This window comes from Arthrobacter sp. 8AJ, assembly GCF_902506025.1.
In the GTDB taxonomy this organism is placed as follows: domain Bacteria; phylum Actinomycetota; class Actinomycetes; order Actinomycetales; family Micrococcaceae; genus Arthrobacter.
In genome coordinates, this window is the sequence record NZ_LR733289.1 from 2630963 (window position 1) to 2653510 (window position 22548).

20 protein-coding genes and 1 pseudogene are annotated in these 22548 nt (G+C 67.5%); 5 read left to right on the top strand and 16 right to left on the bottom strand.

All coding sequences use genetic code 11. The annotated features are described in order from the left end of the window. The 4 genes and pseudogenes from BACI349Y_RS20285 to BACI349Y_RS20290 all read right to left on the bottom strand — a co-directional run. Positions 1-1148, bottom strand: a pseudogene (locus tag BACI349Y_RS20285) (DNA translocase FtsK); the annotation flags it as partial. A gap of 160 nt (positions 1149-1308) precedes the next feature. Continuing rightward, a complete protein-coding gene (locus BACI349Y_RS12260) occupies positions 1309-3000 on the bottom strand; it encodes a ribonuclease J (RefSeq protein ID WP_159632332.1) in 1692 nt (563 codons plus the stop codon). Between the two features lie 40 nt (positions 3001-3040). Beyond that, positions 3041-3949, bottom strand: coding sequence for a 4-hydroxy-tetrahydrodipicolinate synthase (gene dapA, locus BACI349Y_RS12265; protein WP_141940780.1), 909 nt, complete (start codon positions 3947-3949; stop codon positions 3041-3043). 58 nt (positions 3950-4007) lie between these two features. Then, entirely contained in the window at positions 4008-4589 is a 582-nt protein-coding gene (locus BACI349Y_RS20290) for a hypothetical protein (RefSeq protein WP_236560814.1), read from the bottom strand. A 113-nt stretch (positions 4590-4702) separates the two neighbouring features. On the opposite strand from BACI349Y_RS20290, the gene BACI349Y_RS12275 reads away from it, so the two are divergent. Beyond that, entirely contained in the window at positions 4703-5938 is a 1236-nt protein-coding gene (locus BACI349Y_RS12275; protein WP_159632333.1) for a heparan-alpha-glucosaminide N-acetyltransferase domain-containing protein, read from the top strand. A 123-nt stretch (positions 5939-6061) separates the two neighbouring features. Here BACI349Y_RS12275 and BACI349Y_RS12280 read toward each other — a convergent pair whose 3' ends face one another. The 8 genes from BACI349Y_RS12280 to BACI349Y_RS12315 form a co-directional block, all read right to left on the bottom strand. Beyond that, positions 6062-7051, bottom strand: coding sequence for a TM2 domain-containing protein (locus BACI349Y_RS12280; protein WP_159632334.1), 990 nt, complete (start codon positions 7049-7051; stop codon positions 6062-6064). A gap of 366 nt (positions 7052-7417) precedes the next feature. Continuing rightward, positions 7418-7891: a hypothetical protein gene (locus BACI349Y_RS12285; RefSeq protein ID WP_159632335.1), complete on the bottom strand. Its 474-nt coding sequence runs from the start codon at positions 7889-7891 to the stop codon at positions 7418-7420. A 3-nt stretch (positions 7892-7894) separates the two neighbouring features. Then, a complete protein-coding gene (gene dapB, locus BACI349Y_RS12290; RefSeq protein ID WP_159632336.1) occupies positions 7895-8665 on the bottom strand; it encodes a 4-hydroxy-tetrahydrodipicolinate reductase in 771 nt (256 codons plus the stop codon). A gap of 87 nt (positions 8666-8752) precedes the next feature. Further along, positions 8753-9217 (bottom strand): molybdenum cofactor biosynthesis protein MoaE, encoded by a 465-nt coding sequence (locus BACI349Y_RS12295; protein ID WP_159632337.1) that lies wholly within the window; start codon positions 9215-9217, stop codon positions 8753-8755. Then, complete coding sequence (locus BACI349Y_RS12300) at positions 9207-9737, bottom strand: MogA/MoaB family molybdenum cofactor biosynthesis protein (protein ID WP_159632338.1); 531 nt, start codon at positions 9735-9737, stop codon at positions 9207-9209. The genes BACI349Y_RS12295 and BACI349Y_RS12300 overlap by 11 nt, the downstream gene beginning before the upstream one ends. Then, entirely contained in the window at positions 9734-10225 is a 492-nt protein-coding gene (gene moaC, locus BACI349Y_RS12305) for a cyclic pyranopterin monophosphate synthase MoaC (RefSeq protein WP_159632339.1), read from the bottom strand. The genes BACI349Y_RS12300 and moaC overlap by 4 nt, the downstream gene beginning before the upstream one ends. Then, entirely contained in the window at positions 10213-11502 is a 1290-nt protein-coding gene (locus BACI349Y_RS12310; protein ID WP_159632340.1) for a molybdopterin molybdotransferase MoeA, read from the bottom strand. The genes moaC and BACI349Y_RS12310 overlap by 13 nt, the downstream gene beginning before the upstream one ends. Positions 11503-11525: 23 nt before the next feature. Further along, positions 11526-13196, bottom strand: coding sequence for a molybdopterin-dependent oxidoreductase (locus BACI349Y_RS12315; protein ID WP_442858412.1), 1671 nt, complete (start codon positions 13194-13196; stop codon positions 11526-11528). Positions 13197-13315: 119 nt separating this feature from the next. Here BACI349Y_RS12315 and moaA point away from each other — a divergent pair, with 119 nt between their 5' ends. The 3 genes from moaA to BACI349Y_RS12330 all read left to right on the top strand — a co-directional run bounded on the left by moaA (position 13316) and on the right by BACI349Y_RS12330 (position 16417). Beyond that, a complete protein-coding gene (gene moaA / locus BACI349Y_RS12320; protein WP_201302438.1) occupies positions 13316-14443 on the top strand; it encodes a GTP 3',8-cyclase MoaA in 1128 nt (375 codons plus the stop codon). A gap of 5 nt (positions 14444-14448) precedes the next feature. Beyond that, positions 14449-14715, top strand: coding sequence for a MoaD/ThiS family protein (locus BACI349Y_RS12325; RefSeq protein ID WP_159632342.1), 267 nt, complete (start codon positions 14449-14451; stop codon positions 14713-14715). 91 nt (positions 14716-14806) lie between these two features. After that, positions 14807-16417, top strand: coding sequence for an HNH endonuclease signature motif containing protein (locus BACI349Y_RS12330; RefSeq protein WP_159632343.1), 1611 nt, complete (start codon positions 14807-14809; stop codon positions 16415-16417). A 26-nt stretch (positions 16418-16443) separates the two neighbouring features. On the opposite strand, the gene BACI349Y_RS12335 is transcribed toward BACI349Y_RS12330, so the two are convergent. Further along, positions 16444-17589 (bottom strand): helix-turn-helix transcriptional regulator, encoded by a 1146-nt coding sequence (locus tag BACI349Y_RS12335; RefSeq protein WP_159632344.1) that lies wholly within the window; start codon positions 17587-17589, stop codon positions 16444-16446. A 139-nt stretch (positions 17590-17728) separates the two neighbouring features. Here BACI349Y_RS12335 and BACI349Y_RS12340 point away from each other — a divergent pair, with 139 nt between their 5' ends. Further along, positions 17729-18010, top strand: coding sequence for a hypothetical protein (locus BACI349Y_RS12340; protein ID WP_159632345.1), 282 nt, complete (start codon positions 17729-17731; stop codon positions 18008-18010). Positions 18011-18077: 67 nt separating this feature from the next. Here the strand turns inward: BACI349Y_RS12340 and BACI349Y_RS12345 are convergent, their stop codons facing one another. The 3 genes from BACI349Y_RS12345 to BACI349Y_RS12355 all read right to left on the bottom strand — a co-directional run bounded on the left by BACI349Y_RS12345 (position 18078) and on the right by BACI349Y_RS12355 (position 22396). Next, positions 18078-18575 carry a DUF1579 family protein gene (locus tag BACI349Y_RS12345; protein WP_159632346.1) on the bottom strand — a complete coding sequence of 166 codons (498 nt, stop codon included), beginning with the start codon at positions 18573-18575 and terminating at the stop codon, positions 18078-18080. A 106-nt stretch (positions 18576-18681) separates the two neighbouring features. Next, a complete protein-coding gene (locus BACI349Y_RS12350; protein WP_159632347.1) occupies positions 18682-20025 on the bottom strand; it encodes a M16 family metallopeptidase in 1344 nt (447 codons plus the stop codon). A gap of 112 nt (positions 20026-20137) precedes the next feature. Further along, positions 20138-22396 (bottom strand): polyribonucleotide nucleotidyltransferase, encoded by a 2259-nt coding sequence (locus BACI349Y_RS12355; RefSeq protein WP_159635603.1) that lies wholly within the window; start codon positions 22394-22396, stop codon positions 20138-20140. Positions 22397-22548 lie beyond the last annotated feature (152 nt).

Here is a 22548-nt window from a genome sequence, read left to right on the forward strand (position 1 = left end):
GGGTTGGAGGGCACGGTGGGCGCTGCTGCGGGCTTGCCGGGAGCAGCAGCCCCCGGGATGACCAGTGGGATGGCCTCGGTGGCGTTGTCCGGGAGTGACGCCTGCGACGCGGCGCCCAGGCCCTGGGCTGCCTTGATTTTTTCGACGGCGATCTCCGCCTGGGTGGGCCGCCGCACGCCCGGCGCGGGCCGGGCAGGTTCCTGCTCGTCGTCGTCAATGACGGCGTGCTCAAACGCTTCGTCGCCCACGTAGCCCTCAAGGCCTGGCTCGGACTCCTGGTCCTTGCCAAAGAGCTTGCGCTTCTTCTTGCGGGGTGCGGCGGGGGCCGTCCGTTCCAGGTAGCTGCGGTCGTGGACGTCGGGCCGTTCCTGGTCCATCAGGTCGATGCCCATGAGGTGCTCGTAGGCTCCGCGGATGCGGCGCGGGATGGCCGTGAACGGGGTGGCCGTGATGATCAGCAGGGACACGAAGGCGAGCAGGCCGTAGAGGGCCACAGGAACGGCGGGATGGATGGCGGCCAGCGGCGTGGCCGCCAGGAAGCCAAGCATGCCGCCGGCTTTGCGGAGGCCGTCGAAGCCGTCGGCGACGGTGGGCTGGCCGCCCAGGATGTGCGCCAGGCCGCAGCCGGCGAACGTCATGATCAGGAAGCCGATGCCCACCCTGTTGTTGCCCCGGCCGTCGGAGGGCTGCCGGAACAACCGGAAGGCGCAGACGAACAGCATGAGCGGAAGCAGCAGGGAGATCCAGCCGAAGGTGCCGTTCACCACGGCGTAGACGGCGTCCGGGAACCAGCCCGTCAGGCCCCACCAGGCGAACGTGGCGATGAAAACCCCCAGCGCCAGGTTGAACAGCGCGGCGCCGTCGCGGCGGTCCTCGGCGGGAAGGTCACTGACGTCATGGCCGATGCGGCGCACTCCCCCGCCCACCAGGTGGCCCATGCCCAGCCATGCCCCGCCTACCACGCGCAGCAGCCACGGCTGGTGGTGTTCGACGGCGGGAAGCGGGCGCGTGCGTGCGGTGCTGGATGAGCCGCCGCGCCCGGCCTTGCTGGCAGTGGAGCCGGTTCCGCGGGCTGTGGAGCTCCCGGATTTGCTGCCGGAGCTGCCCCTGCCGGTACCTTTGGGCGCGGAAGTAGTACGTGTGGCCATAGTAGCCACGGTACCGGAAGCATGCTGTGATTCCGGGGATATCGGGGCCCGGGGAGCGCATCGGTTGGGGGCGCCGGCCGCACCGCCCGGACACGCGGAAGGCCCCGGTTCACGGTGAACCGGGGCCTTCCGAACCTGCCCTGCGACAGCGGAGCTAATCTTAGGCTTCGAGGACCACCGGGATGATCATGGGCTTGCGGCGCAGCTTGCGGTTGACCCAGGTGCCCACGACGCGGCGCACCACCTGCTGGAGCTGGTGGCTGGTGTGGTCGGCGTGGTTCTGGACTGCTTCTTCCAGTGCCGCGTTGATCTTGGGGATGATGTCGTCGAAGACTGAATCGTCCTCGGCAACACCGCGGGCGTGGATCTCGGGCCCGGACACCACCTTGCCGGTGGCCCGGTGGATAACCGTGATGATCGAGATGAAGCCTTCATCGCCCAGGATGCGGCGGTCCTTGAGGTCCGCGTCGGTGATTTCGCCCACGCTGGAGCCGTCAACGTAGACGAATCCAACCTCCACCTGGCCCACGATGTCCGCCTGGTGGTCGCGGAGGTCGATGACCGTGCCGTTGTCGGCAAGGATGACGCTGGCTTCCGGGACTCCGGACTCAATGGCGATCTTGCCGTTGGCGATCAGGTGGCGGGTCTCGCCGTGCACGGGCATGGCGTTGAGCGGCTCGAGGATGTTGTAGCAGTAGAGCAGTTCCCCGGCTGCTGCGTGGCCGGACACGTGGACCTTGGCGTTGCCCTTGTGGATCACGTCGGCGCCGAGCTTGAGGAGGCCGTTGATAATCCGGAACACCGCATTCTCGTTGCCCGGGATGAGGCTGGACGCCAGGATGACGGTATCGCCGTCGCCCACCACCACGCGGTGGTCGCCGTTTGCCATCCGGGACAGGGCCGCCATGGGCTCGCCCTGGGAGCCGGTGGACATGAGGACCACGCGGTTGTCCGGCAGGTTGTCGATGTTCTTGATGTCGACGATCAGCCCGGAAGGGACGTCCAGGTAGCCCAGCTTCTCCGCGATGGCCATGTTGCGGACCATGGAGCGGCCCACAAAGGCCACCTTGCGGTTGTGCTTGGCAGCGGCGTCAAGGACCTGCTGCACGCGGTGGACGTGGGAGGAGAAAGACGCCACGATGATGCGCTTGGTGGCCTGGCCGAAAAGCCGCTCCAGGGTGGGGCCGATTTCCTTCTCGGCCGTGGTGAATCCGGGCACGTCGGCGTTGGTGGAGTCGGACATGAAGAGGTCAACGCCCTCCTCGCCCAGCTTGGCGAAGTGGCGCAGGTCGGTGATGCGTCCGTCCAGCGGCAGCTGGTCCATCTTGAAGTCACCGGTGTGCAGGACCGTGCCGCCGGCCGTGCGGATGAACACGGCAAGGGCATCCGGGATGGAGTGGTTGACGGCGACGAACTCGCATTCGAACGGCCCGAATTTCTCCACCTGGCCTTCTTCAACGGTCAGCGTGTAGGGCCGGATGCGGTGCTCCTGCAGCTTCGCCTCGATCAGGGCCAGCGTCAGCTGGGAGCCCACCAGAGGGATGTCGTTGCGCAGGCGCAGCAGGTACGGCACGGCGCCGATGTGGTCCTCGTGGCCATGTGTGAGGATCACGGCCACGACGTCGTCCAGCCGGTCCTCGATGTACGAGAAGTCCGGCAGGATCAGGTCAACGCCGGGCTGGGTTTCCTCGGGAAAGAGGACGCCGCAGTCCACGATCAGCAGTTTGCCGTCGATTTCGAACACGGCCATGTTCCGGCCGATCTCCCCCAGCCCGCCAAGCGGGACGATCCGCAGGGTGCCCTGGGGCAGGCGCGGAGGGGTGACGAGGCCGGTAAGGGCAGTTTGGGTCATAGTGCACTTCTTTCCAGGCGGAAGGGTGCCGGTCTTAGCCTCAGGAGAAGACCAGCCCCGCTTCCGCCAAATCCCCGCGGATGGTTTCGATCTCGGTTTCGTCCGGCTCCACGAGGGGCAAACGGACAATCGAGTTGGGCAGGACTCCCTGCCATTTAAGAATCTGTTTGGCTGCCACGGCCCCCTGGACACGGGTCATGGTTGCGCGGACCACGGGCTGCAGCTCGAAGTTGATCTTGCGCGCAGTCCCAAGGTCATTGGCGTTGACGGCGTCGATGAGCTCGCGGAAGCGGCGGGTGGCGACGTGGGTGGTGACACCCACCAGGCCGACGGCGCCCAGCGCCATCCAGGGAAGGGTCAGCCCGTCGTCGCCCGAGTAGAACAGGAGGTCGGTTTCCGCCATGACGCGGGTGGCTGCGGTGAGGTCTGCCTTGGCGTCCTTGACGGCGACGATGTTGGGGTGCTGCGCCAACCGGATCATGGTGTCGGGTTCGATCGGAATCGAGGACCGGCCGGGGATGTCGTACAGCATGACGGGTACGTCCACGGCGGAGGCGATGGTCTCGAAGTGGGCGCGGACACCGGCCTGGCTGGGCTTGTTGTAGTAAGGGGTCACCAGGAGGAGGCCGTCGACGCCGAGGGCAGCAGCCTGCTGGGAGAGGTGGACCGAGTGCGCGGTGTCATTGGTGCCGGTCCCGGCAATGATGGCCGCCCGGCCGCCCACGGCGTCCTTCACGGCGCGGAACATGCCGAGGTTCTCTTCGTCAGTCAGCGTGGAGGTCTCGCCGGTTGTGCCGGTGACCACCAGGCCGTCACAGCCGTCGTCGACCAGCTTGCTGGCCAGCGCTGCCGCCTGGTCGTAATCCACTGCGCCGTCCTTGGTGAACGGCGTGACCATGGCGGTCAGGAGGGTACCGAGGGCAGGGATGTGCGCGGAAGAGTCAGCCATGGAAAAAACGTTACCCTGTCCCCGGCTGGTTAGGACAATGCCACGGGCGTGACGAACGTCAAATACGGCGCCGCTCTGGCCGTGGAGCGTCCGCCCCCGCATGGCAATAGCGGCCGACCGCCGACTGCCGAAGGCCCTCTGCCCAGGATGCGAGCCGCTGCGCCGCCCGCACGTAATGGAACAACTCCGTGGGCGTCAGGGCATCAAGATCCGTTTCAGCAAGCCTGCGGGCCAGCTCTGCCCCCTCCGGCTGGGCCGCAAGGCTGACGCCTTCCCGTTCCCACGCGACGTCCTCCGCTGGCCGCCCGGAAACAAGCTGGCGGAACAGGTAGTCCACCACTCCGGGACTCATCGCCTTCAGTGGCCCGTCGGCGGCGCCAGGATCCCCGGGCGGAAGGACGTCCGGGGCGTGACGGCGCGGCAGGCTCCCGGGCTGCACATGGTCCGCCTGAGGGGCGCCTGCCGGCGCACGGCCCTCCCATGCAGGACCCGCCTGCACATTGCCCTCCCGCACCGGGGCCGCCTGCAGACTGCCCGGCGGGGCTTCCGGCTGCCGGCGCCCTTGCCCGCTGGTTTTATGGGCGGCTCCCCCGGCCGCTCCTCCCCTGGATCCGGATGCTCCGGACGACGTCATTTCCATACCCGACATGCTATTCGAACATATATTCGAATACAAGGGATGCTGGCGCTCCGGGCACCGCTGGCGCCCGCTGTGACAAGCGACCCAGGAGCAGCATGTGAGACGATCTGGTCATGACGTCCCGAAGCCCGGCCACCCGGTCCCGCAAGGCCCCAGGCAGGCAACAACAGGGGCGCCTCCGGGGCATCGACGCCGCCCGCGGCGTGGCGTTGCTGGGCATGATGGCCACCCACCTGCTGCCGACGTTCGAATCGAATGCAAACCTCACGCCAACCTGGATTGGCCTCACCTTCTCGGGACGCGCCGCCGCCCTCTTCGCCGTGCTGGCCGGCGTGGGACTTGCCCTGTCCACCGGGAAGGACAAGCCGCTGGCAGGCCCCGGGCTCTCCGCCGCCCGGCGCGGTGTGGCGCTGCGCGCCCTGGTGATTGCCGCCGTCGGACTTACCCTGGGCGGCCTGGAGGTGAACGTGGCCATTATCCTGGTCCACTACGCCGTGCTGTTCCTGTGCATCCTCCCCTTCCTGGGGCTTGGCGTGAAGCCGCTGTGCGCCTGGGCCGGTGGCTGGATCCTTGCCTCGCCGGTGCTGGCATACCTCATGCGGCCCTGGCTCCTTGCCCCTGAGCCTCCCCTGAAGCTGGGCCACAACCCGGGCTGGGAAGACCTCGGAACACCTTCCCGGCTGCTCGCGGATGTGTTCTTTACCGGGTACTACCCGGTGTTCCAGTGGCTGTCCTACCTGCTGGTGGGACTGTTGATCGGCCGCCTGGCCCTCACCAAGGCACTGGTTCCCATACTGCTGCTGGCGGCCGGAACGGTGGTGGCCGTGGCAGCCAAGGCCCTGGGGGCAGCGGCCATGGAGGACTGGGGCGGCCTGGCAGCGCTGGAAAAGGTCCTCAATTCCCCGGGGTATCCGCTGGGCAGCGTGCTGCAGGTCAACCTGACAGGTATCCCCCAGGAGGGCTCCTGGTGGTGGCTGGCATCGGCCGCACCGCACTCGGGAACTCCGCTTGACCTGCTGCACACCTCGGCAGTGGCGGCGGCAGTCATTGGCGCCTGCCTGCTGCTGGGGCGCCTCGCGCAGTGGGTGGACCTGGACCTGCTGCTTCCGCTGCGCGGGGCCGGCGCCATGACGCTGACCCTGTACACAGTGCACGTCTGGGTGGTGTCCAGCTTCTATCTGAAACCCCTGCCTGCCGGCTGGACGGAGGACGGGATGTACTTTGCCCAGGCGGCCACTGCCATCACTGTCGGCATTGTCTTTGCGCGGCTGTCCTGGCGCGGCCCGCTGGAATGGGCGGGCCATGCGGCGGCCGTGGTGGGCCGGGGCGGCTTCAAGGCCCTCTCCTGAACCAAGGCCGTGTACCTCGTCTGGCCCGGCTTCGCCCCGCCCTGGAATGAAAAAGAACCCGCGCCCCCACCGGAAAGTGGGGCCGCGGGTTCCGTTCTGAAACCGGCTGCAGTGCTTCGGCTGCTACTGCGGGGTCAGGGTGAAGGTGGCCGTCTTGTCGCCGAAGTCATCGTTGACAACAACCTGGGTGGGGCCCTTCTTCACATCAAACGCAATGACGCCCTGGCGGACATCGCCGGCACCGACCTCGTCGGTGGGCAGGGCGCCCATGCCATCGTCAAGATAGACCAGTTCGCCCTCTTTGCCCTCGGCGTCGTAGACCTTGAAATTCGAGGGGCTGGAGAAGCTGCTTCCGGTCAGCGTCTCCCAGGACACCTTGACCGCGAGGAAACCGCCGTTCTTCGGCTGCATGTAGGTCATGCCCGGGATTTCGGCTGTGTAGATGGAATCGAGGACGCTGATCTTGACGGTGTTGCCTTCGGACACGGTGGCAACGAAGGAGTTTGCACCGGCGTCGGCGCCACTGGACGGAGCGGCTCCGTTCGACGGGGTTGTTCCACGTGACGGGTTGGGCGCTGCCTGCGAGGCCGACGGAAGCTCGGGAGATACGGGGAGCTTCCGGTTGTCTAGGGCAGCTCCGATCATGGCGACGGACATGATGGTCAGCAGGATTCCGGTGATGATGCTGATGAGCCAGACGACGCCGGTGATGATCCAGGCCTTCTTCTTGTTCTCCGGGTAGCCCTCAAGCGGGCGGCCATCCTTGTCCCTGGTGTTTCCGGTCAAGGTGATGATCAGGTCCACGATGGCCCAGATGCCGAGGCCGCCGGCCGTCAGGAGCTTGGCGATGCCCGAGCCGATCTTGCCAAGGTAGAAGCGGTCCGCGCCGAAGCTACCCAGCAGCAGCGAAAGGATCCAGGTTGTCATGAACGACTTCCGGGGACCGTCCGGGTAGGGGCCGCTGCCGTGGAGCCCCGGCTGGTAATCCCCCTGCGGAGCTCCGGGGTAGTGCCCCTCAAAAGTGGATTGTCCGCCGAAGGTGGACGGGGCCGGCGGAATGGGCGGAGCGGACGGCCCGCTCTGCGATGGGTTGGGGAAATTCGGGTGGCTCATGGATGGTCCTTCTGTCCAAAGGTGCGGGTTCTTGGGTGCACGGGTGCAGGTGTGCGGGCGGTTCAAGGGTGGGGTGCGTGCAGCATCAGGCAGCCTCCGGCTTCCCGGCACGCGGCAAGGGAGCGCTGGTGCGTGGCAGGGATGGGTGCGGCTGCCCGGGGAGAGGGCCTGGGGTACAGCTGGCCCACGCCCGCGGCATGGACATGGCCAACCTCATGCTTTCCCCCAAAGCTAAAGAGTCTTTACTAAACAAAACCTACCGCGGACGGCAACGGACTGCGATGGGCAGAAATGCCCATCGCACTAAACGGCGCAGGAGGCCGCGGAGCGCGGGGCCTGCGGGAGCAGGGCTGGCGCAGGCCGGTATCAGGAGGCGGCGGTGAAGAGCTTCACGGCGTCACGCATGGACGCCCGCGCACGTTTGCGGTCGCCAGCCGCGTCGTAGGCACAGCTGAGGCGGAACCAGGAACGCCAGTCATCGGGAGCGGCCTCGGCTTCGGCCCGGTACTTTTCGAATTCAGCGTCCGCCGCGGCCCGGACGATCCTGCCGCCCGGCGTGCGCGGAAGCTCATCGACGGGCAGCCCGCCTTCGGCTTCCAGGACCTTGGCCATCTGCTCGGTGCGGGCACCGAACATCAGCTCGCGGATCAGGGCCCAGGCACCCACCACAGGCAGCACCAGGTAGGCGGCGCCGATGGCCTTGGCCGTGAGGTTGCTGTCCGTCAGGAGCAGGAGTGAGCGTTGGAACGACACCACCAGGTAGAAGACCAGCAGCAGCGTCACAGCGCCCACCCAGATCTTGGTGCGGTTCTTCCGGAAGCCGGCAAGGAGCCCGTTCACGGCTTAGAGCCCCAGGTCCAGGTAGCCGTCCAGGCCGAAGGTCAGCCCCGGGTGCGCGGCAACGTTGCGCAGGCCCAGGAGCACGCCGGGCATGAACGAGGCGCGGTCGAAGGAATCGTGGCGGAGGGTCAGTTGTTCGCCCGGGCCACCCAGGAGGACTTCCTGGTGTGCCACGAGGCCGCGAAGCCGGACACTGTGGACCCGGACGCCGTCCACCTCACAGCCGCGGGCGCCGGCACGTTCACTGGTGGTGGCATCCGGGCTGGGCGGCACCTGCGCTGCCCGGCGTTCGGCGGCGATCAGCTCAGCGGTGCGGACTGCGGTGCCGGAAGGGGCGTCCACCTTGTCGGGATGGTGCAGCTCGATGATCTCCACCGATTCGAAGTATTTGGACGCCTTCGCGGCGAAGGCAGAGGCCAGCACCGAGCCCAGGGCGAAGTTGGGGGCGATGAGAACGCCGGTCTCCGGGTGCGCTGCCAGCAGGGATTCCAGGGCGGACAGCCGCCCCGTGTCCCAGCCGGTGGTTCCCACCACGGCGTGGATGCCATGCTCGACGGCGAAGCGGACGTTCGCTTCGGTGCTTTCGGGAACCGTCAGGTCCACCACGTACCGGGCACATGAGGCTGCCAGCTGCTCCAGCGAGTCACCCCGTCCCAGGGCTGCAACGAGCTTCATGTCGGGCGCGGCGTCGATGGCCTTGACGGCCTCGGCGCCCATGCGTCCATTGGCACCAAGGACGGCCACCAGCTTGGGAACGGAGAGTTGTTCGGTCATGGCATTAACCCTACCGGCGGGACGGGTGCGGGCAGGAACCGGATGGCGTGCGTTACCTCGCACCCGGGGGCCGTCCGGGTAGCAGCGTCAGCTGCCTGCGCCGACCCATTCGACGGTGCCGTCCGAGAAGAACTGTTCCTTCCAGATGGGCACCTGTTCCTTAATGCGGTCCACCAGATCGGAGCAGACGGCGAACGCCTGCCCGCGGTGCGCGGCGGACACCGCGCACACCAGGGCGGGGTCCCCGATCTCCAGCATCCCGATCCGGTGCGCCGCCCAGATCCGGACGGGCTGTCCGGTGCCGGCACCTGCTTCGGCGTTCTGTTCGGCAACGAGGCGCGCGACGACGTCGGCCATCACCTGGTGCGCCGTCGGGTGCGCACTGTAGCTGAGGCGCTCAACGGCCTTGCCGCCGTCGTGGTTGCGCACCACGCCGCTGAAGCTGACCACGGCGCCGGCCGTGTCGCTTTCCACTGCTGCGATTGCCTGGTCCACGGAGATGGGCTCCGCGCTTAGGACCGCGCTCACTACTTCGAATGCTTCAGTGCCCATGTCCGCCTTCCAGCTGGTCACAAAGATGTCCGATCACCGGGTCCAGGACGGTCAGCCCGTCCATGACGCCCTTGGGCGATCCGGGCAGGTTCACGATGAAGGTACGCCCGGCGGCACCGGCATATCCCCGGCTGAGGGCAGCCAGCGGGGTCTTGGCAGCGCCGGCGCGGCGAATCGCCTCCATGATGCCGGGGATTTCCCGGTCCAGCAGCGGCAGGGTGACATCCGGTGTCCGGTCGTCCGGGCTGAGGCCGGTGCCGCCGCTGGTGATGACGACGGCGGGGTGCTGGGTGAGGAGCGCCCGGATGGCGGCGCCCACGGGATCGCCGTCGGGGACCACCATGGCCGGGAAGACGTCGAAGCCATGTTCAGTGAGCCAGTCGGTGATGACCGGTCCGGTCTCGTCGTCGTAGATGCCGGCGGCGGCCCGGGTGGAGGCGATGACGACGCCGGCCTTCCGCCCCTGCACGTCGCCGTGCCGGTGCGGTTCGGGGAGATGCAGGATGTGGGGGGTGGTCACAGGGCCCAGTCTCCGCTCTTGCCGCCACTCTTGGCCAGCACCTTGATGTCTGTCAGGACGGCATGTTTGTCCACGGCCTTGATCATGTCGTAGACGCTGAGGGCCGCCACCGACGCGGCGGTCAGGGCCTCCATTTCCACTCCCGTGACGCCCCGTGTCTTGACAGTGGAGCTGATGGAGACGGCATCTTCGCCGAGGTCGAAATCGACCGTGACTTTGGCGAGGGGCAGCGGATGGCACAGCGGAATCAGGTCCGGGGTCTTCTTGGCCGCCATGATGCCGGCGACGCGGGCGACGGCCAGCGCGTCCCCCTTGGGAAGCCCCCCGGTGCCCAGGAGCCGCATCACCTCCGGGGTGGTCCGGACCGTGGCGGTGGCCGTGGCCTCGCGGGTTGTTTCTGCCTTGGCGGAAACATCCACCATCTGGGCGCTGCCGTCCTGGCGCAGGTGCGTCAGTGCGGGGGTTTGTTCTGCTTTCACAACATCCATACTTCCACCTCGTCGCCGGCGGCGAGCTCCGTTACGCCGGCGGGAACGTGGACCAGGACGTTGGAACCGGCGAGCGCGTGCATCAGGTGCGAGCCCTCGCCGCCCTCCAGCTTCACGGTCCCGTCCGGCTGCAGGCTTCCACGGCGGACCTGGTGCTTGTGCGCGGGGGACGCCAGGGGCTGGTCCAGGCGGGCACGCAGGGGCAGCCTCGGTGCCGGCGCCCCGAGGAATGCTGACAGGGCGGGACGGAGGAACATTTCGAAGGACACCAGGCAGCTGACCGGATTGCCCGGGAATCCAAGGAAGGGAACGCCGTCGAATGTTCCGATTCCCTGGGGACCACCGGGCTGCATGGCCACGTGCAGGAACTCGACAGGCTGGCCTGCCATCGCCTGGCGCACCACCTCGTAAGCGCCCTTGCTGACCCCGCCCGTGGTCACGATCAGGTCCGCGCGCGGGCTCCCGGCGCGCAGCAGCGCGAGCAGTTCCGCGGGGTTGTCGGTGGAAATGGCGGTGCGCCGGACAGTCAGCCCGGCCTGCTGCATGGCGGCTTCCAGGAGGGTTCCGTTGGAGTCGTAGATCTTGCCCGGCGCGAGGTCCCGGCCGGGATCCACCACCTCGTCCCCGGTCGTGACAAGCAGGACGGTGGCGGCCTTAGAAACCGTCACTTCCGGGATGCCCAGCGCGGCGAGCAGCCCCAACTGCGCCGGCCCCAGGCAGGTACCGGCAGCCAGGGCCCGCTCCCCCGCAGCAATGTCGCTGCCGGCGGCGCGGACATACGTTCCCGGGGCGGTGGCAGGCAGTTTCACTGTGCCGTTCCAGTTCGCTGTGCCGTTCAGTTTCACTGTGCCGTTCCAGTTCACTGCGCCGTCCGGGGCGGGCTCCGGGAAGCGGTCCGGCACCGCTTTTTCAATAGGTACGACGGCGTCAGCCCCCTCCGGGATCATGGCACCGGTCATGATCGGGGCGGCCGTTCCGGGCGCCAGCGGCTGCGGGCTGGACCCGGCTGGAACCGGGGGCACGATGCGCAGGTCCGCGCCGGCGCCCGACAGGTCGCCCGAGCGGACGGCGTACCCGTCCATCTGCGAGTTGGCGAACGGAGGAAGGCTGATCGGAGCGGCGACATGGTCCACCAGGCCGCGGCCCAGCGCCTGGATGAGCGGCAGGACTTCCGTGCGCTCCGGCGAGCGGAGCGGCTGGAGGAGTTCCGCAACGGCGGCCGCATGCGCAGCGACGCTCCGCGCAGGCTCGGCCTTGCCGTGGGGGTGGCTGGTCATGGGTACGCCTTTGGTCGCGGCCATCAGGATTTCACGTCCACTCTAACCGTGTGGAATCCCGTAGCTCCGTCCGGCGCCGGGGGCCGCGCCGTTTCGTCCTGGGGTTCACCCAACAGGTTCGTGGCCCGGACCTGGACCTCGTACTGCCCCGGGGTGAGGTGGACGGCCAGCTTCCACTGGTACCACGTGTCCACCGAGATGCCCTGGGCCAGCTCGGCTTCCTGCCACGGTCCCCGGTTGACCCGCAGCTCCACTTTCCCAATGCCGGTGTGCTGGGCCCAGGCAACTCCGCCGAAAACCACGGTTCCTGCGCTGACCGGGCGCCCGCTGCGGGGCACGTCGATGCGCGACGACGTCTTGATGGGCCCGCGCGCGGACCAGCCCCGCGGCGTCCAGTACCCGGCGTCGTCGGCGAACCTGGTGACCTTGAGCTCGGTGACCCACTTGGTGGCTGACACATAGCCGTAAAGGCCGGGGACCACCAGGCGCACCGGAAAGCCGTGCTCCAGCGGCAGCGGCTCACCGTTCATGCCCACGGCAAGCAGCGCGTCCCTGCCGTCGGTCAGGGCATCCAGCGGCGTTCCGGCGGTCCAGCCATCGGCGCTTCGGGAGAGGACCATATCCGCGCCCGGCTGGGGACCGGCCAGGGCCAGCAGTTCACGCACCGGCCAGCCGAGCCAGCGGGCGTTGCCAATCAGGTCCCCGCCCACCTCATTGGACACGCAGGCAATGGTGACGTGGCGTTCAACCAAGGGCTTGGCAAGGAGGTCGGCGAAGGAAAGCTGGACTTCGCGGGCCACCCGTCCGGTGACTTTGAGGACCCACGTCTCCGGGCTGACCGCGGGGACAGCCAGCGCTGTGTCGATTCGGTAGAAGTCCGGGTTCGGGGTGACCAGCGGCGGCATGCCGGCCACGCCCGGCTCTGCAGCGGCGGGAATGGGCGGCGCGGCTGACGCCGGCAGGGGAAGGGAAATGCGTGCCCTGGCTTCACTGACCGCTGCGGCGGCGCCGCGCCAGATTCCCGCCAGCACTCCGCCCAAAGCAGTGGCCGCGGCAGTGGTGGCAAGGGCCTGGAGGAAACTGCGTCGGGAAGCGGCGGTGCCGGTTCCGGCAGGCCCTGTGTCGCCGGGGCCTTCGCCTTCCGGGCCTGCGTCTCCAGGTTCCAGGTCCTCCCACGCCTGCAGCCGCCGGGCCAGGAAACGCAACAGCACGACGGCGACTGCCGCGGCCAGGAGCGGAAGCACGAGGGCTGCAGGGGTCACCTGGGACCGTGTCAGGACCGCTGCCACGCCGGCCAGCCCGAAGATGCCCATCACGGCGGCACCGGCGAACCGCCGTCGGCGCTCGAGGACGCCGGCAACTGCGGCCAGCACGGCAATGGCCAGCGCCATGGCCGCCAGGAGCGCAGCCTTGTCCGCCGTGCCGAAGAGGGCGATGGCCCAGTCCTTGACACCGGGCGGGACGGCATCGATGACAGCCCCGCCCACAGCGGTCAGCGGTGAAAGGGAGGGGCTGGCAAGACCTGCCGCCAGCTCCCCCACGGCGACGCCGCCGGCGGCTGCACCTATTCCGGCAGCCGCGGCCCAGCGGGCCCCGGTGCGCAGGACTGCCCGGTGCCGGACGGGACTTTCCGCACGCTCCCCAAGGCCGGCGCCGTCGTCGTCCGCTCCGTGCCTTTGCCGGGAACTCCTCACAACTTCCAGCATAGGTTCGCCGGCGCTCCGCGCGTGGATGATGTCCCCGGATGCGCCAGGTGCTTCCGCTTCCCGGTCACAGGTGTGATGCGCGGCGCAACGTGGCGTAGCCTGAATTCATGAGTGTCCAGCTAGGCATGCCGCAGCCGCGGGAGGAAGCAGCATCGGCGCTGCCCGGCGTCCCCGCACGACGGCCCGCGGATGCGCCGGCGGGACTGGCGGACCGGTATGGCCGCCGCGCCACGGACATGAGGCTGTCTCTGACGGACAAGTGCAACCTCCGCTGCACCTACTGCATGCCTGCGGAAGGCCTGGAATGGCTCGCCAAGCAGGCAGTGATGTCGGCCGGGGAAATCGTGCGGATCGTCAAGGTCGGCGTGGAGCAGCTGGGCGTCCGGGAACTGCGGCTGACCGGCGGTGAGCCACTGGTCCGGCATGACCTGGTGGACATCATCGCGGCTCTGCGGGCCAACCACCCGGACCTGCCGATCTCCATGACCACCAACGGCGTCGGCCTGGCAAAGAAGGCGGCGGCGCTCAAGGACGCCGGGCTGACCCGCATCAACGTGTCGTTGGACTCGCTGCATGAAGAGACGTTCACCAAGCTGACCCGGCGCCCTTTCCTCAACCAGGTCCTGGCCGGCGTGGACGCTGCCTGGGCTGCCGGGCTGGGCCCGGTCAAACTGAACGCGGTCCTGATGCGGGGCATCAACGACGCCGAGTCGCCACAGCTGCTGGCGTGGGCGCTGGAGCGCGGGTACGAACTGCGGTTCATTGAGCAGATGCCGCTCGATGCCGACCATGGCTGGACGCGGCGCAACATGATCACCGCCGCCGAAATCCGCGGACTGCTGTCCCGGGACTACGTCCTCACCCCGGATCCCCGGGCGCGTGACGGCGCTCCCGCGGAGCGGTTTGAAGTACGACGGCGGGTGGCGGGTTCCGCTGATACCGACAGCCCGGTTTTGGGAACAGTGGGCATCATTGCCTCCGTCACCGAACCGTTCTGCGCCGACTGCCGCCGCACCAGGATTACTGCCGAGGGCAAGATCATGAGCTGCCTGTTCTCACGCGAGGAGTTCGACCTGCTGGGCCTGCTGCGCGCGGGCGCCTCCGATGCGGAACTGGCGCAGCGGTGGCAGGACGCCATGTGGATCAAACCAAAGGCCCACGGCATGGACCACGTGGGACTTGACGCTGCGGACTTCGTCCAGCCGGACCGCAGCATGAGCGCCATCGGGGGCTGACACAGATGCTTGTACGCTATTTTGCTGCCGCGCGCGCTGCAGCCGGCTTCGAGGAAGAAAAGTTCCAGCTGCCCGAGGGCGCCACGGTAGCGGACCTGCTGGCAGCCATCGCCGCCGTGGAGCGCGCGGAGCCTCCGGCGGGCACTCCGCCGCTTCCCCGGCTTCTTTCGCGGAGCAGCTTCCTGCTCAATGAGGTGGCCGTGCGGGACCAGGCAACCGTCCTTGGCCCCGGCGACGTCGTGGACGTGCTGCCGCCCTTCGCCGGGGGCTAGGCGCTTAGGGCTGCTGGAGCCATGACGGTTTTGACTGTCGGGGTTTCGCGGTAGGGGCTTGATTGTCAGACCCACGCTGGATGATGTGGGTATGGGAATCAGCGGTGGTCTTGGGGCGGTGTTGGAGGGTGTTCATACCTCTGTTGCTGCCCTTGATGCTCTCGCTCTTGAAGACCGGAACCTCGAACATTCAGCGCTGAAAGCTGCGGCTGGCGATATTGACGTGCTGCAGCACCGGTACGAGCTGTGCCTGGAAGGCTTGGAGCTGATGGCCCGGCTGGAGGCGCAGCTCGCCGCGGTAAAGTCCCGGCAGGCTGCGCGGGCCGTTGAACTGCAGGAGGCGATGACGCCGCCGGATGCTTCGGTCCAGGACCGCACCTACGCGCAGATGTCGACGGTGGAGGAGATCGCCGGGGTCCTGACCCTCAGCTCTGCCGCGGCTGGGGTGTTCGTGGAGCAGTCGCGGCGGATTTGTTCCCTGCCGCTGGTGTTCGATGTACTGTCCGCCGGGGACATGTCGTGGCAGCACGCCCGGATTGTCGCGGACGAAACCGAGAGTCTCGATGGGGCTGGTGCTGTTGCGTTGGTTGCGCATTTCTTCGACCCCGACGCACCCCAGCCTGCCCGTGGCGCGGCCCCCGGCGACCTCGTTCCGTCCCGGTTCCGGGCGAAGGTCCGTGGTTGGCGGGAACGCCACCACCCCGAGTCGATCGAGAAACGCCACGCAAAGGGACTGGCCGACCGGCGGATGGAATACACCCCCGACAAGGACGGCATGGCCTGGGTCTCGCTCTACCTTCCTGGAGATACCGCCTCTGCCGTCTGGAACCGGACCACCGCCACCGCCCGCGGACTCCAAGGCCCCGACGAACCCCGCACCCTCACCCAACTCCGCCCCGACATCGCCGCATCACTGCTTCTCGGCACTGGGAACACCACACAGACCGGGAAACCCCCGGCGGTCGGGCAGGTCCCCACCCCGCGGGCAGACGTCCTGGTGATGGTGCCCGTATTCTCCCTGCTCGGTCAGACCGATGAAACCGCAATGCTCGATGGTTTCGGGCCGATTCCGGCCTCCATGGCCCGCAAACTTGTCGCCGACGGGGCTGACTCGTTCTACCGGGTCCTCGTCGACCCCAGGGACGGGGCACCCCTGGAGATAGGCCGCAAAAACGACCGGCTCACCGAAACCATCAAACGCTGGATCAGGATGCGCGACGCCAAGTGCACGTTCCCCGGCTGCACCAACCGCACCCCCGACAACGAAACCGACCACCTACAAGCGTGGCAACACGGCGGCGTTACCGGAGCAAGTAATTTGGCTCAGCTGTGCCCAAGGCACCACCGGCTCAAACACAACAGCAGGTGGACACCCGGGCCGGCCAACAATCACGAACCGCCCGGCTGGACTTCACCCACCGGACGCCATTACAACCCAGAGCATCAGGATGCAGAACCAACCCACTGGCCGCCAGGGCTGGGTCTGCCGGTTGCGCCGCCAGCATCGACCGTGCCGGAAAACTACTACGCAGGAACGGGAGGCGTGGAGCTGCACGACGGCGAACCCATAGAGCAAGCGCTCGATGAGCCGGAGGATATTCCGGTCGACGACCCCCTGTGGGAGGCGTTCTATTCGCGCCCAATTTTGCTCCCGCCGGACCCGTTGAAGGACTGCTGGAAGACGATGCAGCCGTGGCCCTAGGAAGGGCATGCCGTGCACTGGCCTTGCTAACTCCCCAACGCCTTGGCCAGCATGGACGCGCGGCTGTGGACGCCGCAGGCTTGGAAGATCTGCTTGAACTGGTCCTGCACCGTGTAGGAGGTCACCCCTTGGGCCTCAGCCATTGTTCCCGTGTCCGCGCCGGCGGCGGACAGCAGCAGCAGCTCCCGCTGCCGGGGCGTCAGGCCAAAAGACCTGGCGAACATGTCCAGCCGGTCCGAAGGTGGGCAGCCCTGGATGGTTACGGCCAGGGGCGCCGCGGCTGCGTCCTGCCCGGAATTCACAGCACCGGTCTGCCCCGAGTCCATACGGGTGGCCCGCAGCATGGCCCAGCGGCCTTCGCCGATATGGACCCTGCATTCCGCGTCGTGCGCGTCGACTCCCGCTTCCCTGGCGAGCAGTTGGGCCGCAACGTTCAGGACCTCGGCGGGCACCTGATGGTGAGGGGACGGCCCGGGCTGCAGCAGCCGCAGCCATCCGGCAACCGAGGCGCTCTGGCCGGCCACCGACAGATCTTCGTCCAACGTCAGGACGGCCTGTTCGGGCAGGTCCCGCTGCCCTGTGCCTGACTGGAACACCTGGCCGGCCTCGAGTGCGCGGCCTGCCTGGAACACGGGGCCTGCCTGGAACTGCCCGGCAACAGACCGCCGCAGCCCCGCGGTTAATTCGGCTGCCACCTTGCCCATGTATTTGGCTTCATCCAGGGTGAAGTCCGTTGCGGTTCCGGTCCGCCAGAGATCAAGCCACGCCCAGCATCCGTATTTGTCGGCAACGACGACTGACAGCACGTCCCGGACGCCGCAGCCCTTCATTACTCCCCTCCATGCCAGGCTTAGCGCGGGCTCCCCCCGGGTTGCATGCTGAAGGCTTAGCGCCGGGGACGACGAGTCCATGAGCCCCGTCCAGCGCGCCGGCTCCGAGAGGTACTTGAGCCGGATGAGTGCGGGTAACTCCCGGGGGCAGGGAATCCTGGCCCGGGGCGCCATTCCCACCGTGGTGCGGGGGTCGCAGAGCGGCCACACGAAGGCATCGAAGGGCAGCGTCCTGCCCAACTCCCCCAGCACGGCCTTCCTTAGGGCCTGGTGGTCCAGTCCCGACCCGGCGAGAACCCGGATGTGGTCCAGGCTTCGGTCCATCGCCCAGGCCCTCTTCATGCCTCCAGTATGCGCCGGTCCTCCCGCATCGTTTGCGTGGATGTGCCATCCAGAATTCTGGGATACCCGGAGGATTCCGGCCCGCCTACTTTAGGCAGTGTCATGCATCTCATCCTGGCTAGAGGAAAAGGGGCTTCCCATGTACACGCTGCAGATCGAACACTCCATCACCGACTTCCCCACCTGGAAGTCGGCCTTCGACCGTGACCCGGTGGGCCGTGCCGCCTCGGGCGTGCTGGCGCACAGGATCGGCCGGCCGATCGGAGACCCCCACTACGTCGTGGTGGAGCTGGACTTCGCTGACCGGGACCAGGCAGAGCGGCTGCTGTCGAACCTCCGCGAAAACGTCTGGCGGTCCCTTGCCAACGCCCCTGCCCTCGCTGGAGCACCCCGGACGCGCATCGTTGAGGCTGAGCCCTGAGCCTTGAGCCTTGAGCCTTGAGCCGCAGCGAAGGCCCCGGCGAGCAGTTCAAGCCAGTCGAAGCACCTCAGACCCGGTGGAAGACCGAGCGCATAAACGGCCTGTAGGCCGGGCTTCGTCCATCCGCAGCGGCTTCCGCACCTGCTGCACCGCCGTCGTCGTCCCTGGCAACTGAGCGCAACTCGGTGACGTGGGTCAGGACACCGTCACGGAGCAGGAGGGAGTGGCGGGTCCATCCGGCGTCGCTGGGACGATCAACGCGGAGGACGCCGTGGCGCCAGGTACAGCGCGCGGCAGTACCGGGCGGCACGCCAGTACTGTCCACGTAATACCAGAGCACGTCGTTGTGGACCGGATCGACAGTGAAGATGCCGTGGCCTTCAAAATGGCTGCCGTCCGGTTCGACGTGGCGGTAGCTCTGCACGACGCCCAGTCCCGCGGCCACCCGGCTGTAGGTCACCTCGGCGTCGACACTGCGTTCGGGCCCCCATGGGCCTGCAGCGACGTGGGTTTGGCCCCGCCAGTGGCCCAGAAGGCCGGACAGGGCAGGATGCCCTTGCTCCATTTCGTGCACCGCCCATCGCCCCGCCTGCAGACATGAATCCCTTGCACCTCAGGATGGACTCTTCTGCGTGGCGCCGCCAGCCTCTGTGCCGTATGCAGCCGGTTGGCTACAGCCCGAAGGTCTCGTTCTCCTCGAACGGGCCAACCACTGTGACGGTCCGCGGCGCTGCGGCGAGTTCGGCAGCCAGTTCCTGGACCTGTTCAACGGTGACGGCCTTGATGAGGCGCAGCGTCTCATCAATGTCCTGGTATTCGCCGGACACCAGTTCGGCCCTGCCCAGCCGGGACATCCGCGAGCCCGTGTCCTCCAGGGCCAGGACGATTCCGCCGCCAAGCTGTCCCACGGCCTTGCGGAGCTCGTCCTCGGAGATTCCGTGTTCGGCGAGCTTGTCCAGCTCGATCGCCAGCAGGTCCAGCACCTGCCGGACCTTGGATGGTGTGCAGCCCGCGTACATGCCGAAATAGCCGGCGTCGGCGTAGGACGAGGCAAAGGAGTAGGTGGAGTACACCAGGCCGCGCTTCTCGCGGACTTCCTGGAACAGCCTGGAGGACATGCCGCCGCCCAGCACCGCATTCAGGACGCTCATGACGTAGCGGCGCTCGTCGGTGGCAACGATGGTGGGGCATCCCATGATGATGTTCGCCTGCTCCACCGCGCGCTTGACCACGTGCAGGCCGGCGGTTCCGGTGATCAGGGCACGTTCGGTGGAGCGGCGCTGCACCGGTGCCGCGTCCGGTTCCAGTGACCAGCCCGCGGCCTGGAGGGCGTCCACCACAAGGCCGCAGACGACGTCGTGGTCCAGGCCGCCCGCGGCGGTGATGACCAGTTCCTCCGGTTTGTAGTACCTGCGGTAGTGCTCCCACACGGAGTCCCTGGCAACGGCCTTGATGGCCGCGGGGGTGCCGCCGATGGGACGGCCAAGCGGGTGGCTGCCCAGGACCTTGGCCACGAAGTGCTCGTGGGCAACATCGGTGGGGTCATCGCTGTCCATGGCGATTTCCTCGAGGATGACGTCCCGTTCCTGCTCCATCTCGTCAGGGTCCAGCACGGCGCCGGTGATCATGTCCGCTATGACGTCGATGGCCATCGGCAGGTCCGAGTCCAGGACCCGGGCAAAGTAGCAGGTGCTTTCCTTGGCGGTGGCCGCGTTCGATTCGCCGCCCACCTCATCAAAGGCGGAGGCGATCTCCAGGGCCGTGCGGCGCCTGGTGCCCTTGAACAGCAGGTGTTCAAGGAAGTGGGTGGATCCGTGCTGGCCGGGAGCTTCGTCGCGGGAGCCTACTCCCACCCAGAACCCGATGGTGGCTGACCGTTGGCCCGGCATCGCTTCCGTCAGTACCCGCACTCCCCCCGGCAGCACGGAACGCCGAACCTCGGACCCGCCGTCGGAGCCGTGGACCAGGGTGTCGCCGGCGTGGTTCTGCTCAAGCGGCAGGGGTACAACAGTCATTGATGCCTTTCAGGACGGGCAGCCGGATCTGGCTGCCATCGTAACAGCGGCGGGACCGGTGGATCATCCACCGGTCCCGCCGCTTCATGCTTGTGCCGGGAAGCCCGGGCTGTTAGACGTCAGCGCCTTCGGCAGGCTCCGTGGCGTGAGCGCGCTCGGAGTCGGCCGGAGCCTCTTCCTCAGCGACCACCGGGGCGAGCGAGAGCTTTCCGCGGTCGTCAATCTTGGTGATTTCCACCTGGATCTTCTGACCGACGGAGACCACATCCTCCACGTTGTCCACGCGCTTGCCGTTGGCCAGCTTGCGGAGCTCGGAGATGTGCAGGAGGCCGTCCTTGCCCGGGGTCAGCGATACGAAGGCACCGAAGGTGGTGGTCTTGACGACCGTACCCAGGTAGCGCTCGCCGATTTCCGGGACCTGCGGGTTCGCGATGGCGTTGATGGCGGAGCGTGCTGCGTCGGCAGACGGACCGTTGGTGGCGCCAATGTAGACGGTGCCGTCGTCCTCGATGGAGATGTCGGCGCCGGTGTCTTCCTGGATCTGGTTGATCATCTTGCCCTTGGGGCCGATGACCTCGCCGATCTTGTCCACGGGGATCTTCACGGCGATGACGCGCGGTGCGAACTCGGAGAGCTCGTCCGGGGTGTCGATGGCCGAGTTGATGACCTCGAGGATGTGCAGGCGGGCTTCGCGGGCCTGCTTCAGGGCTGCGGCCAGGACCGAGGCCGGGATGCCGTCGAGCTTGGTGTCCAGCTGGATGGCCGTGACGAACTCGGAGGTACCGGCAACCTTGAAGTCCATGTCACCGAAGGCGTCTTCGGCGCCGAGGATGTCGGTCAGGGCTGCGTAGCGGGTCTGGCCGTCCACCTGGTCGGAGACCAGGCCCATGGCGATGCCGGCGACGGCGGCCTTCAGGGGCACACCGGCGTTCAGCAGGGACAGGGTGGAGGCGCAGACGGAACCCATCGACGTCGAACCGTTGGAGCCGAGGGCTTCGGACACCTGGCGGATGGCGTAGGGGAATTCCTCGCGGGACGGCAGGACGGGCACGAGTGCGCGCTCGGCCAGGGCGCCGTGGCCGATTTCGCGGCGCTTGGGCGAGCCCACGCGGCCGGTTTCACCGGTGGAGTACGGCGGGAAGTTGTAGTTGTGCATGTAGCGCTTGCGCGTGACCGGCGACAGCGAGTCGATCTGCTGTTCCATCTTGAGCATGTTCAGCGTGGTGACACCCATGATCTGGGTCTCGCCGCGTTCGAAGATGGCGGAGCCGTGGACGCGGGGCAGGACCTCGACCTCGGCGGTGAGCTGGCGGATGTCCGTCAGGCCACGGCCGTCGATGCGGACCTGGTCCTTGAGGATGCGCTGGCGCACAACGTGCTTGGTGACCGAGCGGAACGCTGCGGAGAGTTCCTTCTCGCGGCCTTCGAACTGGCCGGCGAGGCCGGCGAGGACCTCGTCCTTGAGTGCGTCGGAAGCGTTGTCGCGTTCCTGCTTGTCGGCGATCTGGAAGACGGCGGCGAGCTTGTCGGCGGCAGCGGACTCGACGGCGGCGTAAGCGTCGTCCTCGTAGTCCAGGAAGACCGGGAACTCGACCGTGGGCTTGGCAGCGCGGGCGGCCAGGTCAGCCTGGGCGTCGCACAGGGCCTTGATGAACGGCTTGGCAGCCTCCAGGCCCTCGGCCACAACCTCTTCGGTGGGGGCGGTGGCGCCCTGTTCCTTGATGAGGTTCCAGGAGTTGTCCGTGGCTTCGGCCTCGACCATCATGATGGCGACGTCGTCACCGGCAACGCGGCCGGCAACCACCATGTTGAACACGGAGTTTTCCAGCTGGGAGTGCTTGGGGAAAGCAACCCACTGGGATCCGTTTTCGTCGTTCACCAGGGCAACGCGGACGCCGCCGATGGGGCCGGAGAACGGCAGGCCGGACAGCTGCGTGGACATGGAGGAGGCGTTGATGGCCACCACGTCGTAGAGCTCGTCCGGGTTGATGGCCAGGACGGTGACCACGATCTGGACCTCGTTGCGCAGGCCCTTGATGAAGGCGGGGCGCAGCGGGCGGTCCATCAGGCGGCAGGCCAGGATGGCTTCGGTGGACGGGCGGCCTTCGCGGCGGAAGAATGAGCCCGGGATACGGCCGGCAGCGTACATGCGCTCTTCGACGTCGACGGTCAGCGGGAAGAAGTCGAAGCCTTCACGCGGGTGCTTGCCGGCGGTGGTTGCGGACAGCAGCGCGGTGTCATCGTCGATGTACACCATGGCCGCGCCGGCTGCCTGCTTGGCAAGCCGGCCGGTTTCGAAGCGGATTACGCGCTTGCCGAAACGGCCATTGTCAATGACTGCTTCCGAGAACTGGATTTCGGGACCCTCCAAGAGAGTCACCTCCGTTTCTTTTTTACGGAAGTCCAGCCGCATCAACCCGGCCAGCATCTGTCTACTGGCCCTGCACCCGGTCATCGATCGAGACCCACGGGCCGCCGGCTTCAGTCAACGAAGCCGTTCCCGGGGATCACTACCGAGGACCG

What these genes read in the sequence shown, in the direction of transcription:
- moaC (WP_159632339.1), bottom strand. Translation starts at nt 10,225, where the DNA reads ATGGATGTTGTGAAAGCAGAACAAACCCCCGCACTGACGCACCTGCGC.
- dapB (WP_159632336.1), bottom strand. Translation starts at nt 8,665, where the DNA reads ATGACCGAACAACTCTCCGTTCCCAAGCTGGTGGCCGTCCTTGGTGCC.
- dapA (WP_141940780.1), bottom strand. Translation starts at nt 3,949, where the DNA reads ATGGCTGACTCTTCCGCGCACATCCCTGCCCTCGGTACCCTCCTGACC.
- BACI349Y_RS12260 (WP_159632332.1), bottom strand. Translation starts at nt 3,000, where the DNA reads ATGACCCAAACTGCCCTTACCGGCCTCGTCACCCCTCCGCGCCTGCCC.
- BACI349Y_RS12340 (WP_159632345.1), top strand. Translation starts at nt 17,729, where the DNA reads ATGTACACGCTGCAGATCGAACACTCCATCACCGACTTCCCCACCTGG.
- BACI349Y_RS12345 (WP_159632346.1), bottom strand. Translation starts at nt 18,575, where the DNA reads ATGGAGCAAGGGCATCCTGCCCTGTCCGGCCTTCTGGGCCACTGGCGG.
- BACI349Y_RS12295 (WP_159632337.1), bottom strand. Translation starts at nt 9,217, where the DNA reads ATGGGCACTGAAGCATTCGAAGTAGTGAGCGCGGTCCTAAGCGCGGAG.
- BACI349Y_RS12325 (WP_159632342.1), top strand. Translation starts at nt 14,449, where the DNA reads ATGCTTGTACGCTATTTTGCTGCCGCGCGCGCTGCAGCCGGCTTCGAG.
- BACI349Y_RS20290 (WP_236560814.1), bottom strand. Translation starts at nt 4,589, where the DNA reads ATGGAAATGACGTCGTCCGGAGCATCCGGATCCAGGGGAGGAGCGGCC.
- BACI349Y_RS12350 (WP_159632347.1), bottom strand. Translation starts at nt 20,025, where the DNA reads ATGACTGTTGTACCCCTGCCGCTTGAGCAGAACCACGCCGGCGACACC.
- BACI349Y_RS12280 (WP_159632334.1), bottom strand. Translation starts at nt 7,051, where the DNA reads ATGAGCCACCCGAATTTCCCCAACCCATCGCAGAGCGGGCCGTCCGCT.
- BACI349Y_RS12310 (WP_159632340.1), bottom strand. Translation starts at nt 11,502, where the DNA reads ATGACCAGCCACCCCCACGGCAAGGCCGAGCCTGCGCGGAGCGTCGCT.
- BACI349Y_RS12275 (WP_159632333.1), top strand. Translation starts at nt 4,703, where the DNA reads ATGACGTCCCGAAGCCCGGCCACCCGGTCCCGCAAGGCCCCAGGCAGG.
- BACI349Y_RS12335 (WP_159632344.1), bottom strand. Translation starts at nt 17,589, where the DNA reads ATGAAGAGGGCCTGGGCGATGGACCGAAGCCTGGACCACATCCGGGTT.
- BACI349Y_RS12330 (WP_159632343.1), top strand. Translation starts at nt 14,807, where the DNA reads ATGGGAATCAGCGGTGGTCTTGGGGCGGTGTTGGAGGGTGTTCATACC.
- moaA (WP_201302438.1), top strand. Translation starts at nt 13,316, where the DNA reads ATGAGTGTCCAGCTAGGCATGCCGCAGCCGCGGGAGGAAGCAGCATCG.